The 14,368-nt window shown below is 67.0% G+C and carries 18 protein-coding genes and 3 tRNA genes; 14 read left to right on the forward strand and 7 right to left on the reverse strand.

Annotated features, from left to right (window positions below):
• Nucleotides 1-67: 67 nt before the first annotated feature.
• Nucleotides 68-283, forward strand: coding sequence for a hypothetical protein (locus B1790_RS29725; RefSeq protein WP_079926872.1), 216 nt, complete (start codon nucleotides 68-70; stop codon nucleotides 281-283).
• 85 nt (nucleotides 284-368) lie between these two features.
• Here B1790_RS29725 and B1790_RS29730 read toward each other — a convergent pair whose 3' ends face one another.
• On the reverse strand, nucleotides 369-1,610 hold the full coding sequence (locus tag B1790_RS29730) for an Ig-like domain-containing protein (protein ID WP_142271569.1): 1,242 nt from the start codon (nucleotides 1,608-1,610) through the stop codon (nucleotides 369-371).
• Here B1790_RS29730 and B1790_RS29735 point away from each other — a divergent pair.
• Complete coding sequence (locus B1790_RS29735; protein WP_142271570.1) at nucleotides 1,594-2,247, forward strand: hypothetical protein; 654 nt, start codon at nucleotides 1,594-1,596, stop codon at nucleotides 2,245-2,247. The genes B1790_RS29730 and B1790_RS29735 overlap by 17 nt on opposite strands.
• Before the next feature lie 171 nt (nucleotides 2,248-2,418).
• On the opposite strand, the gene B1790_RS29740 is transcribed toward B1790_RS29735, so the two are convergent.
• Nucleotides 2,419-2,494: transfer RNA gene (locus B1790_RS29740), tRNA-Arg, on the reverse strand.
• 39 nt (nucleotides 2,495-2,533) lie between these two features.
• A tRNA-Ser gene (locus B1790_RS29745) sits at nucleotides 2,534-2,622 on the reverse strand.
• Between the two features lie 118 nt (nucleotides 2,623-2,740).
• Between B1790_RS29745 and B1790_RS29750 the strand changes: the two genes are divergently transcribed.
• The 6 genes from B1790_RS29750 to B1790_RS29775 all read left to right on the forward strand — a co-directional run bounded on the left by B1790_RS29750 (nucleotide 2,741) and on the right by B1790_RS29775 (nucleotide 6,154).
• A complete protein-coding gene (locus B1790_RS29750; protein ID WP_079926875.1) occupies nucleotides 2,741-3,805 on the forward strand; it encodes a pyridoxal phosphate-dependent aminotransferase in 1,065 nt (354 codons plus the stop codon).
• Nucleotides 3,802-4,275, forward strand: coding sequence for a DUF4334 domain-containing protein (locus tag B1790_RS29755; RefSeq protein WP_079926876.1), 474 nt, complete (start codon nucleotides 3,802-3,804; stop codon nucleotides 4,273-4,275). The genes B1790_RS29750 and B1790_RS29755 overlap by 4 nt, the downstream gene beginning before the upstream one ends.
• Nucleotides 4,276-4,292: 17 nt before the next feature.
• Nucleotides 4,293-4,472: a hypothetical protein gene (locus tag B1790_RS34465; protein WP_142271571.1), complete on the forward strand. Its 180-nt coding sequence runs from the start codon at nucleotides 4,293-4,295 to the stop codon at nucleotides 4,470-4,472.
• A 33-nt stretch (nucleotides 4,473-4,505) separates the two neighbouring features.
• Nucleotides 4,506-4,697, forward strand: coding sequence for a hypothetical protein (locus tag B1790_RS29765; RefSeq protein ID WP_079926878.1), 192 nt, complete (start codon nucleotides 4,506-4,508; stop codon nucleotides 4,695-4,697).
• 32 nt (nucleotides 4,698-4,729) lie between these two features.
• Nucleotides 4,730-5,554, forward strand: a complete 825-nt coding sequence (locus B1790_RS29770) for a crotonase/enoyl-CoA hydratase family protein (RefSeq protein ID WP_056552214.1) — start codon at nucleotides 4,730-4,732, stop codon at nucleotides 5,552-5,554.
• A gap of 213 nt (nucleotides 5,555-5,767) precedes the next feature.
• Nucleotides 5,768-6,154 carry a hypothetical protein gene (locus B1790_RS29775; protein ID WP_079926879.1) on the forward strand — a complete coding sequence of 129 codons (387 nt, stop codon included), beginning with the start codon at nucleotides 5,768-5,770 and terminating at the stop codon, nucleotides 6,152-6,154.
• 58 nt (nucleotides 6,155-6,212) lie between these two features.
• Here B1790_RS29775 and B1790_RS29780 read toward each other — a convergent pair.
• Nucleotides 6,213-6,299 (reverse strand) — tRNA-Ser (locus B1790_RS29780).
• Nucleotides 6,300-6,361: 62 nt separating this feature from the next.
• Between B1790_RS29780 and B1790_RS29785 the strand changes: the two genes are divergently transcribed.
• Nucleotides 6,362-7,345 carry an NAD(P)H-quinone oxidoreductase gene (locus B1790_RS29785; protein WP_079926880.1) on the forward strand — a complete coding sequence of 328 codons (984 nt, stop codon included), beginning with the start codon at nucleotides 6,362-6,364 and terminating at the stop codon, nucleotides 7,343-7,345.
• 1 nt (nucleotide 7,346) lies between these two features.
• On the opposite strand, the gene B1790_RS29790 is transcribed toward B1790_RS29785, so the two are convergent.
• Nucleotides 7,347-8,543, reverse strand: coding sequence for a cysteine desulfurase-like protein (locus B1790_RS29790; protein ID WP_079926881.1), 1,197 nt, complete (start codon nucleotides 8,541-8,543; stop codon nucleotides 7,347-7,349).
• Between the two features lie 108 nt (nucleotides 8,544-8,651).
• Here B1790_RS29790 and B1790_RS29795 point away from each other — a divergent pair, with 108 nt between their 5' ends.
• From B1790_RS29795 to B1790_RS29815, 5 genes are read left to right on the forward strand one after another with little or no spacing between them, the layout of a single operon-like run.
• Entirely contained in the window at nucleotides 8,652-10,598 is a 1,947-nt protein-coding gene (locus tag B1790_RS29795) for a DUF6541 family protein (RefSeq protein WP_079926911.1), read from the forward strand.
• Entirely contained in the window at nucleotides 10,579-11,121 is a 543-nt protein-coding gene (locus tag B1790_RS29800) for a bacterial proteasome activator family protein (protein ID WP_142271572.1), read from the forward strand. The genes B1790_RS29795 and B1790_RS29800 overlap by 20 nt, the downstream gene beginning before the upstream one ends.
• Nucleotides 11,122-11,123: 2 nt before the next feature.
• Nucleotides 11,124-11,933 (forward strand): ABC transporter ATP-binding protein, encoded by an 810-nt coding sequence (locus B1790_RS29805; RefSeq protein ID WP_079926882.1) that lies wholly within the window; start codon nucleotides 11,124-11,126, stop codon nucleotides 11,931-11,933.
• Entirely contained in the window at nucleotides 11,926-12,822 is an 897-nt protein-coding gene (locus B1790_RS29810) for a glycosyltransferase (RefSeq protein ID WP_079926883.1), read from the forward strand. Before B1790_RS29805 ends, B1790_RS29810 begins: the two co-directional genes overlap by 8 nt.
• On the forward strand, nucleotides 12,819-13,649 hold the full coding sequence (locus B1790_RS29815) for an ABC transporter permease (RefSeq protein ID WP_079926884.1): 831 nt from the start codon (nucleotides 12,819-12,821) through the stop codon (nucleotides 13,647-13,649). Before B1790_RS29810 ends, B1790_RS29815 begins: the two co-directional genes overlap by 4 nt.
• 7 nt (nucleotides 13,650-13,656) lie before the next feature.
• Here B1790_RS29815 and B1790_RS34830 read toward each other — a convergent pair whose 3' ends face one another.
• Both B1790_RS34830 and B1790_RS29825 read right to left on the reverse strand, forming a co-directional pair.
• Entirely contained in the window at nucleotides 13,657-13,800 is a 144-nt protein-coding gene (locus B1790_RS34830; protein ID WP_158083894.1) for a hypothetical protein, read from the reverse strand.
• An 80-nt stretch (nucleotides 13,801-13,880) separates the two neighbouring features.
• A complete protein-coding gene (locus B1790_RS29825; protein WP_079926912.1) occupies nucleotides 13,881-14,351 on the reverse strand; it encodes a carboxymuconolactone decarboxylase family protein in 471 nt (156 codons plus the stop codon).
• Nucleotides 14,352-14,368: the final 17 nt, after the last annotated feature.

A 14,368-nucleotide genomic window follows, 5' to 3' on the forward strand; every position in this document is an offset into this window, starting at 1 on the left:
CGTAGTGTCGCCGTCCTGAAGTTTTGCCAGCAAGGTCGATTCTTTTGACAAGGGTGGAGCGTTACGGATGAGCCTGTCGACCGAGGACGAATCGACCGTCGACCCCCAGTTTCACTGGCTCCCCTTCACCGTGGGTTACTGGGTCATAGCGGTGATCGCGTCCATCGCCTTCCGGGACGCCTGGGTGCTGTTCGGCTTCTGGCTGGCCAACCCGGTGGCCTTGGCCGCGTTCTGGCTGCTGCGGGTGCGGGTGATCCCGCACTTGCGTCGGCACCGGCGCTGAGCGACGTCGGGATCGTCCGACTCGTTCGTCGGATCCACCGCAGGGCGAATACGGCAGTGCGCGAGCGCGATTCGCTCGGCAGTGCCTAGAGGAGCACGCTGGGCACCACGACGGTGTACCCGAGGTCCCGCATGATGCCCTGCTCGATCGGGCTGAGGACCCGGACGCCCAGGCCAACGTCGGTGATGGCGTTCATCAACTGCTGGTTCGATCCGGTGAAGGTGGCGTCGTCAAGATGAGACGCCGAGCTGCCTTCCTGCCACGGGTTCGGCGTGAAGAGCGGCACCGGCCCGCCATGGGCGGCCACTGCGTTGGCGCCGTCGAAATACAGGCCACCGCCCGCACCCGTCAGGTTCGGGTCGTACGCGGTGTGCCAGACGCCGCGTGAATTGATCACCCGCGTGCCGGTGGAGGTCGTGATGAAACCGGCGAAGAGCGTCCACTCCAGGTTGGTGTTCGACCCCGGCGGTCCCACGTAGGACAGGAAACCGAAGGAATGCATCAGCTCGTGCATCGCCGTCGAGACGAAGTCGAACTGGTTGGCGGCGACCGCATCGCCGTACGCCCAGGATTCGCCGAAGTTCCAGTTGATCGCGCCGTCGGCCGCCGCGCCGTTCGAGTCGACGCCGCTGAGGAGCTCGTTCTGCACCACCGTCCGCCAAAAGCCAGGTGCGTTGCTGATCAGATCGCTGCCCGCCGAGGCGAGCGTGCTGGTCGTCGTGTCGTTCTCACCCGTGACGTCGTATTCCAGGGTGACCGGTTTGGTGACCAGGAAATAGGCCGCCAGCCGGACCGCCGACGATTCGAGCGCGCTCTTGGCATCGGTCGACCAATAATTCGCGCCGGTGGTGTAGGTGAAAGCGAACTTGATCGCGCCCTCGTTGAACAGTGCCCCGGCCGAGGTGCCCGCACCGCGGAACGGGTCGAGCAGGTTGACGTGCAGGCCAAGATCTTGAGCCATCACGACGAACGAGTCGACGCCGTCGAATCCCTGACCTGGGCTGTAGGTGAAGGAGCCGTCGGCGTTGAGGGTCAGGTTGCCCGCGGTGGGGCCCTTTACCAGCCGGTAGGAGATGGGGTCACCCTCGGCGTCGACGGCACTGACCTGCCCGGCAACCGGGGCATCGGACGCCCCGGTCAGCGTCAGCGGGGCCACCGTCGGAGCCTGGTTCAGCAAGGTGCGTCGCACCGTGTACGCCGTACCGGCGAGCATGCCCTTGAGTGGATCGGCCAGCGGCAGCTGCGCGATTAGCGCGTGCATCGCCATGAAGGCCCCGCCAAGGTGGTAGGACAACGCTTGCTCGTAGGGGTTGGCAGAAGACACCACCCGCAGCGCCCACGGAGTCGCGGGTGCCGCGGCGGCCGTCACGACGGGTGTCGGAACCGCTGCGGCGACAACGGGTTCCGTCGTCGCGGGTGCGGTGGTCAGGGATGCGACCTGGGCGCTGCTGGCCGCCGACACCTTGGAGTGCGCCGCGGACGTCGAGGACGTCGACGACACGTGCCCACTCGAACCGGTGTTGGTCTGGGCCGAGACCGTCGTCTTGTCGTCGGCAGCTTCGCTCGTCGTCGTCGCCGATGACGATGACGACGATGACGATGACGATGAGGACGACGAGGCCGAGGCCGAGGCCGTCGCGGTTGAGGTAGAGGTAGTGGTGGAGGGCGACGTCGTTTCGTCGGTGGCCTGTTCGGTCGAGGGGCTGGACCCAGCCGACCCAGCAGCAGACGATCCGCTCTCGCCGGCTGACGTTCCGTCGGAGGCCGAACCGGTCGAGGACGAGGCGGAGTCGTCGGCGAGGGCGACACCCACCAGCGGGGCTGCCAGTGACGCCCCGAACAGCGCGGCGCTCATGCCCGCCGAGGCCGCACCGATCTGCAGCCACCGCCGGACACCGAAGTTCTCGGATCGCCGAGCGCGCTGCCCACCCCGGTTTGCTGCCGCGCCACCCGCCATCTCTTGACCCCTCCGTCAATTGCTGCGAGCTAAGTTATACAGCTCCCATCCAACCGGCGCAGCAATTGTTCGACGAGGGGTCACGTGGACAGCCCACTTGATGCGGGCACTGCCGGAGGATTGGCGTTCAAAGTGAACCGGTAACGGCATGCCGCCTGACGTAGATCCGCCAGAGACGTGGTGCGCCCGAAGGGATTCGAACCCCTAACCTTCTGATCCGTAGTCAGATGCTCTATCCGTTGAGCTACGGGCGCGTGCTATTCAGTTGTACGGCTGACGCGAGTCAGCCGCGGCGGAGGCGAGAGGATTTGAACCTCCGGTCCGCTTTAAGACGGACAACTCATTAGCAGTGAGTCCCATTCGGCCGCTCTGGCACGCCTCCTGACCGATCCCGAGGGTACCGGACCTAAAAGCAATCCCCAGAACCGCCGAGGAGGAAGCGTACACAGGGGTGACGGTGGAAGGCAAAGCGCCCACTCGGACACCCCTAGACTGATCGCGTGACCGCCCGTCTCCGCCCCGAACTGGCCGACCTTCCCGCCTACACACCCGGCAAGACGGTGCCCGGCGCAATCAAGATCGCCAGCAACGAGACCGTCGACGGTCCGCTGCCCAGCGTGCGGGCCGCGATCCTGGCCGCGACCGACGGCATCAACCGCTACCCCGACAACGGCTACGTCGAACTCAAGGAGCGCCTCGCCAAGCATCTGGACGGCGGCGCCTTCGCCCCCGAACACATCTCGGTGGGCTGCGGCTCGGTGAGCCTGTGCCAGCAGCTCATCCAGATCACCTCCACCGTCGGCGACGAGGTGCTCTACGGCTGGCGCAGCTTCGAGATCTACCCGCTGCAGGTTCGCACGGCCGGCGCCACCCCGGTGCAGGTGCCGCTGACCGACCACACCTTCGACCTGGACGCGATGCTGGCCGCGATCACCGATCGCACCCGGCTGATCTTCATCTGCAACCCCAACAACCCGACGTCGACCGTCGTCGACCCCGACGCACTCGCACGCTTCGTCGCCGCGGTGCCCAGCGACATCCTCATCGTCCTCGACGAGGCGTACGTCGAGTACATCCGCGACGGCATGCTGCCCGACAGCTTCGGCCTGGTGCGCAACCACCGCAACGTCGTTGTGCTGCGGACGTTTTCGAAGGCCTACGGGCTGGCCGGGCTGCGCATCGGCTACGCCGTCGGCGACCCGGACGTCATCTCAGCGCTCAGCAAGGTCTACGTACCCTTCACGGCGACCAGCGTCTCCCAGGCCGCCGCCATCGCCTCGATCGACGCCGCCGACGAACTCCTGGCCCGTACCGACGCCGTCGTCGAGGAGCGGGCCCGCGTCACCTCGACGCTGCGCGACGCCGGATTCACCGTGCCGCCGTCGCAGGCGAACTTCGTCTGGCTGCCGCTGGCCGAGGACACCAACGCCTTCGTCAACAGCGCCGCCGACAACCGGATACTGGTGCGGCCCTATGGTCTAGACGGTGTGCGCGTCACCGTCGCCGCGCCGCACGAGAACGACGCCTTCCTCGAGTTCGCCACCAGCTGGATGGGACAAAGATGAGCACCGCGCGAAAGACGTTCGCCGCGTTGATGGAACGCACCGAGTTGATTCCCGACGCCGAATTGGACGCATTCTGGGACACCCTGCAGCCCGCCACCATCGACTTCATGATCGGGGAGTGGAAGGGCGGTGAGTTCGACACGGGCCACCGCGCCAACGGCTTCATGAAGCGGCTCAACTGGTTCGGCAAGACCTTCGTCTCCGCCTCCGACGCCAAGCCGCTGGTGTGCCTGGACGCCGAGGGAAACAAATTCTCCAACACCGAGGCCATGAAGGGCGAGGCGAGCCTGTGGCTCGAGGAGTTCCGCGGCGAGGTGACGGCGTCCATGGTCTACGACGGCGCCCCGGTGCACGACCACTTCAAGAAGGTCGACGACAACGCCGTCGTTGGCATCATGAACGGCAAGGGCGCGCTGGACGACAGCGCCGGTTCACCACGACACCTGTACTTCTACCTGGAACGCGTCTAGCCCCTATCGTCAGTCAGATGAGGACGCGCGTTCTGGGCGCCGCCGCGGTGTTCGTCGTCGCAGCCGCACTTGCCGGCTGTGATCGCACCACCGAGGGCACCGTGGCGATGACCACCGAGGCCGGTCCCCCGCTGCGAAGCTCGACCTCGGCGCGACCCACCCCGTCCTCACCTCGGACCTCGACACCGCGGACGTAGTCCAACACTCCGCCGCCGGGCGATCCTTTCGCAGTGACGTGCCAGGAGTACGTCGACCTCGACGAAGCGAACCGGACCGCCGTGGTCGAAGAAATCCTCAAGGACGAGACGGCGGTCCTCAGTCCCGGCGACTCCGAGATCGCGAAGACTCTGGCCGACGCGGTGTGCACGTTCCTGCCCGACAGCACGGTGGCCGAGATCCTGCTCGGCGAGACCCCGCCCTGAGCCCTGCTCCGCCTGGACGTAGCCTTCGTGCCATGGGCGATGCATACGAATCCCTCACCGTCGACGTCGACGATCACGTCGCCACGGTCACGCTGACGGGCCCCGGCAAGGGCAACTCCATGGGGCCGGCGTTCTGGGCCGAACTCCCCGTCGCGTTCACCAAGCTCGACGCCGATCCGGACGTCCGCGCGATCGTGCTCACCGGATCGGGCAAGAACTTCAGCTACGGGCTGGACCTGGCCAGCATGGGCGGCACCCTGGCGCCGGTCCTCGCCGAGGGTGCGATGGCCAAGCCGCGCACCGAGTTCCACACCGAACTCAAGGCCATGCAGGGCACCATCACCGCAGTCGCGGACTGCCGCACACCGGTGATCGCGTCGATCCACGGGTGGTGCATCGGTGGCGGCGTCGACCTGATCTCGGCCGTCGACATCCGCTACGCCAGCGCCGACGCCAAGTTCTCCGTGCGCGAGGTCAAGCTCGCGATGGTCGCCGACGTCGGCAGCCTCGCTCGGCTGCCGCTGATCCTGTCCGACGGCCATCTGCGTGAGCTCGCGTTGACGGGCAAGGACGTCGACGCCGCGCGCGCCGAGAAGATCGGCTTGGTCAACGACGTGTTCCCCGACGCCGAGGCCTCGCTGGCCGCCGCGCACGAGACGGCACGGGAGATCGCCGCCAACCCGCCGCTGGTGGTCCGCGGCATCAAGGACGTCCTCGACGAGCAGCGCACCGCGCAGGTGTCGGCGAGCCTGCGCTACGTGGCGGCGTGGAATTCGGCGTTCCTGGCGTCCAAGGACCTGACCGAGGGCATCACCGCGATGTTCGCGAAGCGGCCGCCGGAGTTCACCGGGGAGTAGTTGGAACCGGAACCGGGCGGCAACATGCGACCACCGAAGTAAGTCGACCCAGCCTCCGCACCACACCGAGGAGCAACTCTGCGCCGCGGCCGCCGCGAGTGAACCCCTGCTTCTGGACGTGGCCAAGCACGGCCTGACCATCGCCGGCACACGGGCTTGGCTGAACTAGCAGTTGCGCCCAACGGGTAAGGCTGCCTCGCCACGGATATCGTGATGACCGGACAACGCGACTGCGACTCCACAGTCACATCGGGGCGGATGGACAAGGCAACGGAGTTCCTCGACCTAGCCGCGTTCGCGGAGGACACCCACCCCACTGCGGCCGCTCACCTGTATGTCGACGCTGGTATCGCCGCTGCGGACGTGATCTGCTGCGTGCGACTCGGCATGCATTCGAATACCGGTAGCCACAGCGAGGCCCGCGCGCTACTGAAGAAGGCGGAGAGCGGGTCCGAGCGGCACCTCGCCACATTGCCAAGCCTCAAGAACAAGGCTGCGTACACGCACGAGCCGATCTCCCCCGCGGAGTGCAAGAAGATGAATCGCGCGGCGGGTCACTTGGTCGAGGCCGCCAAAAGGGCAATGGCTTCCACACGCTGAACAAACGCCGGAAAACGGCAAGCAACCGATCATTTCGACGGGGCCCGGGCTCAAAGAGCGGTGGCGGAGGGATTTGAACCCCCGGACGGTGTTAGCCGTCTCTCGCTTTCAAGGCGAGTGCATTAGGCCGCTCTGCCACGCCACCGCCGACAACTCTAGGCGAGCGGGCCCCGAACCACCCTCGCGGGCGGTAGTAGCGTTGGGCCCATGCGTGCGATCGTTGTCGAACCAGGCCCGACCCTTGCCTGGCAAGAGGTCCCGGACGTCACCGCCGCCGACGGCGAGGTGGTCGTCGACGTCGTCACCGCGGGGGTCAACCGCGCCGACCTGCTGCAGGCCGCCGGCCACTATCCGCCCCCGCCAGGGGCCAGCACGACGATCGGCCTCGAAGTCTCCGGCCATATCTCGGAGGTGGGCGCCGGGGTCACCGCGTGGACGGTCGGTCAGCCCGTGTGCGCCCTGCTCGCCGGGGGCGGCTACGCCGAGCGCGTGGCGGTGCCCGCCGGTCAGGTGATGCCCATTCCCGACGGCGTTGGTCTGCACGAGGCCGCCGCGCTGCCCGAGGTCGCGTGCACGGTGTGGTCGAACCTCGGCATGACGGCGCATCTGGCCGCCGGGCAGACGGTCCTCTTCCACGGCGGCGCAAGCGGTATCGGCACCCACGGCATCCAGGTGGCCCGCGCGCTGGGATGCCGCGTCGCCGTCACGGCGGGCTCGGCCAAGAAGCTCGAGGTGTGCCGCGCGCTCGGTGCCGACATCACCGTCAACTACCGCGACGAGGACTTCGTCGAGCGGATCAAGGCCGAGACCGACGGAGTCGGCGCCGACGTCATCCTCGACCTCCTCGGCGCGTCGTACCTGGACCGCAACATCGACGCCGTGGCACCGGACGGCCGGATCATCGTCATCGGCTTCCAAGGGGGCCTGAAGGCCGAGTTGAACTTCGGCAAGCTCATGGCCAAGCGTGCGGGCGTCATCTCCACGGCGCTGCGCTCGCGTCCCGTCGACGGGCCCTCGGGCAAGAGCGCCATCGTCGCCTCGGTGGTGGAGAACGTGTGGCCGATGGTCGCCGACGGACGGGTGCGGCCCATCATCGGCGCCGAACTGCCCGTCGAGCAGGCGTCCGACGCTCATCGACTACTGGAGTCAGGCGACGCCCACGGGAAAGTGCTTCTGCGCGTTCGGGATTGAGCTAGCCGAGCGAGGCGAGCGCGCGGACCAACTGGTCGACCTCGGCCATCGTCGTGTAGTGCGCCAGACCGATCGTGACGGCGCCGCCGATGTCGTTGACCCCGATCAGGTCGAGCACCCTGGACGTGGTGTTCAGCGACGCCAGCACCCCGTTGTCGGCAAGCCTCTGCACGACCCGCGCGGCAGGCACCCCGTGAAGGGCGAAGCTCAGCACGGGAATGCGCTCCTCGGGCTGCCCGATCACCATCACCAGCGGCAGCGACCGCAAAGACGTCAGCAGGTACTCGAACAGCCGGTCCATGTAGGCGGACGCCGATTGCATTGAGACGGTGAGTCTTTCACGCCGGGTACCGGTCGCCGACTCGTCGAGGTTCGCCAAGTATTCGACGCTGGCCACCACACCGGCGAGCATGCCGAACTGGTGTGTTCCCATCTCGAGCCGCTCGACACCGGCCGCCAGCGGATCCAGCGACACCGAGCTGAACGACTCGATCGTCGACGGATCGCGGAACACCAGCGCACCGATGGGCGGGCCACCCCACGCCACGGTGTTCAGCGCGAGAATGTCGGCCTCGATCTCGTTGACGTCGACCAACCGGTACGGCGCCGCCGCCGAATGGTCGACGACCATCGTCCCGCCGCTCTCGTGGAGCAGCTTGGTGACCGGACGCAGATCGGTAACCGCTCCGATGGCCGACGAGGCCGACGTGATGGCGACCAACTTGGTCGGCTTGTCGATCAGCGATTCCCACTGATAGGCGGGCAGCTCACCCGTCTCGATGTCGACCTCGGCCCACTTGACCTTGGCGCCATAGCGATTCGCGGCACGCAGCCAGGGGGCGATGTTCGCCTCGTCGTCGAGCCGCGTGACGACGAGTTCGTGGCCAAGCCCCACCCGCGACGCCGAGGCGTCGGCGAGCGACGTGAGGAGAATGGCCCGGTCGGCGCCGAGCACGACCCCGCGCGGGTCGGCTCCGACGAGGTCCGCCACCGCCTGCCGGGCCGCCTGCAGCACCGCGGCGCTGCGCAGCGCAGCGGGGTGGGGACCCTGCCCCGTGGTCATCGAGCCGCGGAAGGCCGTCGAGACGGTGGTCGCCACCGAGTCGGGCAGCAACATGCCGTTCTGCGCGTCGAAGTGGACCCAGCCGTCGCCCAGTGACGGGTGCAAACCACGCACCCGGGCGACGTCGTATGCCATGCCTGCCACCTTCGAGCCCTGTGAATAACGCGACCGAACAGATTGCCGATGGTGCCCGTCGAGTACGCCGTGACGGACCAAGTTCACCTGCGTGGTCATACTAGTGCAGTGAGCTTGGCGTCCGGAGTGCTAGTCGCGTGGACGTTGCTCATCATCCCAGGAGCAACCATCGCCAGGGCTGCACAGCTAACGTGGCCAACCGCTGTCGCGGTGGCCCCGGCGCTGACCTACGGCACCGTGGCGCTGGCAATTCTTCCCATGGGCGCGGTCGGCGTCCCGTGGAATCTGTGGACCGCACTTCTCGCCCTGCTCGTCGTCGTGGCCGTCGTCGCGGGTTTGCAGGCAGCACGGGCGCGGTGGCGCGAACGCCCCCCGGACGGGGAGCCGATGGCGTCGGGACCCGCGTTGGTCGTCGCCGCGGGCGTCGCCCTCGGTGCGATGTTGATCACACTCGCAGCTATCCGCGGCATGCCGAACTGGCAATCGATACCGAGCACTTGGGATTCGGTCTGGCACGCCAACACGGTCCGGTTCATCCTCGAGACCGGGCAGGCGTCACCCACCCACATGGGCGAGCTTCGCAACGTCGAAACCCACGACGCGCTTTACTACCCGTCGGCGTTCCACGCGCTGGCCGCAATCCAGTGCCAGCTCACCGGCGTCGCCGCGACCACCGCGTACACCTTGAACTCGCTGGCCGTCTCGGTCTGGTTGTTCCCGGCCAGCGCGGCGGCGCTCGCGTGGCACCTGCTGCGTGGCCGCGAGGTCGGCCAATGGCAGGCAGCGGGCTCGGCGGCTGCCGCCGCGGCGTTGGCCGCCTCGTTCACCGCGGTCCCCTACGTCGAGTTCGACACGGCGTCCATGCCCAACCTGGCGGCGTACGGGCTGGCCGTGCCAACCGCGCTGCTGACCATCTCGGCGTTGCGGCACCGCGACCGGATACCGCTGGCAGTGCTCGCGCTGCTCGGGGTGTTCTCGGTGCACATCACCGGTGGCGTGGTGACGGTCCTCTTCATCACGGGATGGTGGCTGGCCGAGGGGCTCTGGCGCCCGGTCCGCGGTCGGCTCGCCGACTTCGGCACGCTGGTCGCGGTCGCCGCGCCTGCGGTGGTGCTGCTACTTCCCCAGTTCGTCGGCGTTCTGCAGCAAGCCGAGATCATCGCCGGGCACGAGTTCGACACCCACGAGGGCAAGAAGAAGGCGTTGTTCGACGCCGTCGTCCAGCACACCAGGCACCTCAACGACTATCCGATCCAGAACGCGCTCATCGCGCTGGCCGCGATCGGCTTCGTCATCCTGCTGATCCGGCGGATCTGGTGGCCTGCTGCGATCTGGCTGGTGCTGGTGTACTCGATCGTGCACTCGTCGGCCCCGTTCGGCGGAGCGCTCGGCAAGGTCACGGCGCTGTTCACCGACCTGTTCTACAGCGATCCGCGCCGTCTGTCGGCGGTGGTGACGATGCTGCTGGCCCCCATGGCAGGCATCGCGCTGTTCAGCATCACCACGGCCGCGCTGGCGGGGCTGCGTCGAATCGTCCCGCGGCTGAACACCCGCATCGTCCACGCCGTCACCGCGGCCGTCCTGGTGACCGTCTCCATCGGCATGGCCTGGCACTACTTCCCCCGACATCGGCACCTGATCGGGGAGAAGTATGACCAGGTGATCATCGACGACAAGGACATCGAGGCCTTCGCCTACCTCTCGACCCTGCCGGGAGCCCGCGACACCCTCATCGGAAACGCCAACACCGACGGCACGGCCTGGATGTACGCCGTCGCCGGGCTCCATCCGCTGTGGACGCACTACGACTACCCGCAGCAGCAGGGCCCCGGGTACAACCGCTTCATCTTCTGGGCCTACGCCGACGACGCGGACACCGATCCCCGGGTCGCCGAGGCCGTGCGCGCACTCGACATCAGGTACGTCATCACCAGCACACCGGTGGTCCGCGGGTTCGTCATGCCCGACGGACTAGTCTCGCTAGGCAAGTCGAAGTCGTGGAGGCTCATCTACGACAACGGCGAGGACCACATCTATGAGTGGCAGGGAAGTTAGATCCAAGGGAGTGTCAGACGTGACGAGTAACGCCGACGAGAACGACATCGAGATCATCGGGGACGTCTCCGCGATGGGCGACGACGCCGACGGCAAGTCCCTGAGCGATCTGGTCGAACAACCGGCCAAGGTCATGCGCATCGGCACCATGATCAAGCAGCTGCTCGAGGAAGTCCGGGCAGCACCGCTCGACGACGCCAGCCGGAGCCGGCTCCGCGACATCCACGCCCGCAGCGTCCGGGAGCTCGAAGAGGGCCTCGCACCAGAACTGCGCGAGGAACTCGAGCGGCTCGCCCTGCCCTTCGGCGAGGACACGCTGCCCTCGGACGCCGAGCTGCGGATCGCCCAGGCCCAGCTCGTCGGCTGGCTCGAGGGACTGTTCCACGGCATTCAGACGGCACTCTTCGCCCAGCAGATGGCGGCGCGCGCTCAGCTCGAGCAGATGCGCCAACTGCCGCCGGGCGCCGGGGGCGCGCCAGGTCCGCGCGGCCCGGGCAGCTCTGGCACCGGGCAGTACCTCTAGCGGTGTCCGATCCCCACATCGAGACCCAGAACGCGTGGGTCGAGTTTCCGATCTTCGACGCCAAGTCGCGATCACTGAAGAAGGCGTTCCTTGGCAAGGCGGGCGGCACGATCGGCCGCAACGAGTCGAACGTCGTCGTCATCGAGGCCCTCCGCGACATCACCCTGTCGTTGAAGATGGGCGACCGCGTCGGCCTCGTCGGTCACAACGGCGCAGGCAAGTCGACGCTGCTGCGATTGCTGTCCGGCATCTACGAACCGACCCGCGGGTCGGCGACCGTCCGGGGCCGGGTGGCACCTGTGTTCGACCTGGGCGTCGGCATGGACCCCGAGATATCCGGATTCGAGAACATCGTCATCCGTGGAATGTTCCTGGGGCAAACCCGCAAACAAATGGCGGCCAAGGTCGACGAGATCGCCGAGTTCACCGAACTCGGCGACTACCTGTCGATGCCGCTGCGCACCTACTCGACGGGAATGCGGGTGCGCCTGGCCATGGGCGTCGTCACCAGTATCGACCCGGAGATCCTGCTGCTCGACGAGGGCATCGGCGCGGTGGACGCCGAGTTCATGAAGAAGGCCCGCACCCGGCTGCAGGATCTGGTGGCCCGGTCCGGAATCTTGGTGTTCGCAAGCCATTCCAACGAGTTCCTGGCCCAGCTTTGTGACACCGCCATGTGGGTGGACCACGGCACCATCAGGTTGACCGGCGGAATCGAGGACGTCGTACGCGCCTACGAGGGCGACGACGCAGCCCACCACGTCCGCGAAGTCATCGAGGAGAACAAGCGCTCGGACGTCCGGCGTGAATGATCGTGTGATCGCCGTCGTGGTCACCCACCGGCGCGTGGCGGAACTCACCCTGTCACTGGACGTCGTGTCTGGGCAGACCAGGGCCCCCGACCACCTGATCGTCGTCGACAACGACGACGACGACCGCGTCCGGGAACTGGTTGCGGCCCAGCCCGTTCCGACCACCTACATCGGCTCTCGTCGCAATCTCGGCGGGGCGGGCGGCTTCGCCCTCGGGGTGCTCACGGCGCTGTCGCTTGGCGCGGACTGGGTGTGGCTGGCCGACGACGACGGAAGGCCCGCCGACGCCGACGTCCTCGGCACGCTGCTCGAGTGTGCGACCAGACATTCGCTGGCCGAAGTCTCACCGATGGTGTGCGACCTCGCCGATCCGACCCGGTTGGCGTTCCCGTTGCGCCGCGGATTGGTGTGGCGCAGGTGGGTTCACGAACTGCGCATCGACGGTTCCGGGGATCTGCTGCCTGGCATCGCATCGTTGTTCAACGGCGCACTCTTTCGCGCGACCACACTGGAAGCCGTTGGCGTGCCCGACATTCGGTTGTTCATCCGCGGCGACGAGGTCGAGGTTCACCGTCGACTGGCGCGCTCCGGGTTGCCGTTCGGAACCTGCCTCGACGCGGTGTACCTGCACCCGCAGGGCTCCGACGAGTTCAAGCCAATCCTCGGCGGCCGGATGCACACCCAATATCCGGACGACGCCACCAAGCGCTACTTCACCTATCGCAATCGCGGTTACGTCCAGTCCCAGCCCGGCATGCGTCGGCTGATCCCCCAGGAGTGGGTGCGGTTTGGCTGGTTCTTCCTGGTGACCAGGCGCGATCCCGCCGGGCTGCGGGAGTGGATTCGGTTGCGGCGATTGGGCAGACGAGAGAGGTTCGGCAAGCAATGACCTTCATCGACGCGGCTGCGCAGTCGAAGACCTTCACTCGAGCTTGGCGCGATCTGGCCGAGGGATTCGGCAAGCGGGAGCTGTGGTTGCACCTCGGCTGGCAGGACATCAAGCAGCGCTACCGCCGCTCGGTGCTGGGCCCGATCTGGATCACCATCGCCACCGGCACCATGGCCGTCGCCCTCGGCGGGCTGTACTCGACGCTGTTCCATCTGCCGCTGGCCGAGCACCTGCCCTACGTCACGCTCGGGCTGATCATCTGGAACCTGATCAACGCCTCGATCCTCGAGGGCGCCGACGTGTTCGTCGCGAACGAGGGCCTCATCAAACAACTTCCGACGCCGCTGTCGGTACACGTCTACCGGCTGGTGTGGCGCCAGATCATCCTGTTCGCGCACAACATCATCATCTTCGTCATCATCGCGATCATCTTCCCGCAGCCGTGGAAGTGGACCGATCTGGCGTTCATCCCTGCGCTTGCGCTGATCGCGTTGAACTGCGTGTGGGTGGCGCTGTGCTTCGGCATCCTGGCCACCCGCTACCGCGACATCAGCCCACTGTTGTTCAGCCTGGTGCAGCTGCTGTTCTACGTCACGCCGATCATCTGGAACGACGAGACGCTGCGGCAGCAGGGCGCCGGCACATGGGCCAAGGTCATCGAGTTCAACCCGCTGCTGCACTACGTCGACATCGTGCGGGCGCCACTGCTGGGCGCGGACCAGGAGCCGAGGCACTGGGTGGTGGTCATCGTTCTGACCATCGTGGGCTGGACCGTCACGGCGTTCGCCATGCGGCAGTACCGCTCCCGAGTGCCCTACTGGGTCTAACGGGCCACTACTGACCGTTGCCGACCTGGATGCCCAGGTTGACTTCGTTGATGGCCTGGTTGACAAGGTTGATGGCGTTCTGCATGTGGGGCTGGTCAGCGATGGCGATCCCGGCGCCTACTCCGGCTGCAGTGTTCGAACTGGACGGCAAGCACTGTGTGGACCCGGATGTGAAGTCGTGTCCGAGTTTCGAGGGAAACGTCGCACACGACTTCACGCTCGGCGCAGACATCAGCGGCGCGGAGCCTTCATCCGCGTCGCGACGTTGAATCGGTTCCACGCGTTGATGGTCACCGCCATCGCGATCACCTGGGCGAGCTCCTTGTCGGTGAACACCGCGGCGGCCTTGGCGTAGACCTCGTCTGAGACGTGCCCGTGGTGTAGCTCGGTGATCGCCTCGGTCAGCTCAAGCGCGGCCCGCTCACGATCGGTGAACAGCGTCCCCGCCTCGTCCCACGCCGCGACGAGCGCCAGCCGCTGTTCGGTCTCCCCACGTTTGCGGGCGTCGGCGACGTGCATGTCGAGGCAGAACGCGCAGTGGTTGATCTGGCTCGCACGGATCTTGATCAGCTCGCCGATGGTCGGGTCGACGTCCTTCGCCGAGGCGGTGCTGAGCCGCATCATCGCGTCGTACAACTCGGGCGAGACCTCGTAGATCGAGAGACGGTCCATGGCGGTGGGGTGTTCGAGTGTCTGTGTCATGACCACCACGCTAACCG

It is taken from the genome of Mycobacterium sp. AT1, from assembly GCF_002043095.1.
GTDB lineage: Bacteria > Actinomycetota > Actinomycetes > Mycobacteriales > Mycobacteriaceae > Mycobacterium.

Bases quoted from the DNA above. Each gene is read 5' to 3' on its own strand.
- B1790_RS29725 (WP_079926872.1), top strand. From the start codon at position 68: ATGAGCCTGTCGACCGAGGACGAATCGACCGTCGACCCCCAGTTTCAC.
- B1790_RS29755 (WP_079926876.1), top strand. From the start codon at position 3,802: ATGAGCACCGCGCGAAAGACGTTCGCCGCGTTGATGGAACGCACCGAG.
- B1790_RS34465 (WP_142271571.1), top strand. From the start codon at position 4,293: ATGAGGACGCGCGTTCTGGGCGCCGCCGCGGTGTTCGTCGTCGCAGCC.
- B1790_RS29770 (WP_056552214.1), top strand. From the start codon at position 4,730: ATGGGCGATGCATACGAATCCCTCACCGTCGACGTCGACGATCACGTC.
- B1790_RS29775 (WP_079926879.1), top strand. From the start codon at position 5,768: ATGACCGGACAACGCGACTGCGACTCCACAGTCACATCGGGGCGGATG.
- B1790_RS29785 (WP_079926880.1), top strand. From the start codon at position 6,362: ATGCGTGCGATCGTTGTCGAACCAGGCCCGACCCTTGCCTGGCAAGAG.
- B1790_RS29790 (WP_079926881.1), bottom strand. From the start codon at position 8,543: ATGGCATACGACGTCGCCCGGGTGCGTGGTTTGCACCCGTCACTGGGC.
- B1790_RS29800 (WP_142271572.1), top strand. From the start codon at position 10,579: ATGAGTGGCAGGGAAGTTAGATCCAAGGGAGTGTCAGACGTGACGAGT.
- B1790_RS29815 (WP_079926884.1), top strand. From the start codon at position 12,819: ATGACCTTCATCGACGCGGCTGCGCAGTCGAAGACCTTCACTCGAGCT.
- B1790_RS29825 (WP_079926912.1), bottom strand. From the start codon at position 14,351: ATGACACAGACACTCGAACACCCCACCGCCATGGACCGTCTCTCGATC.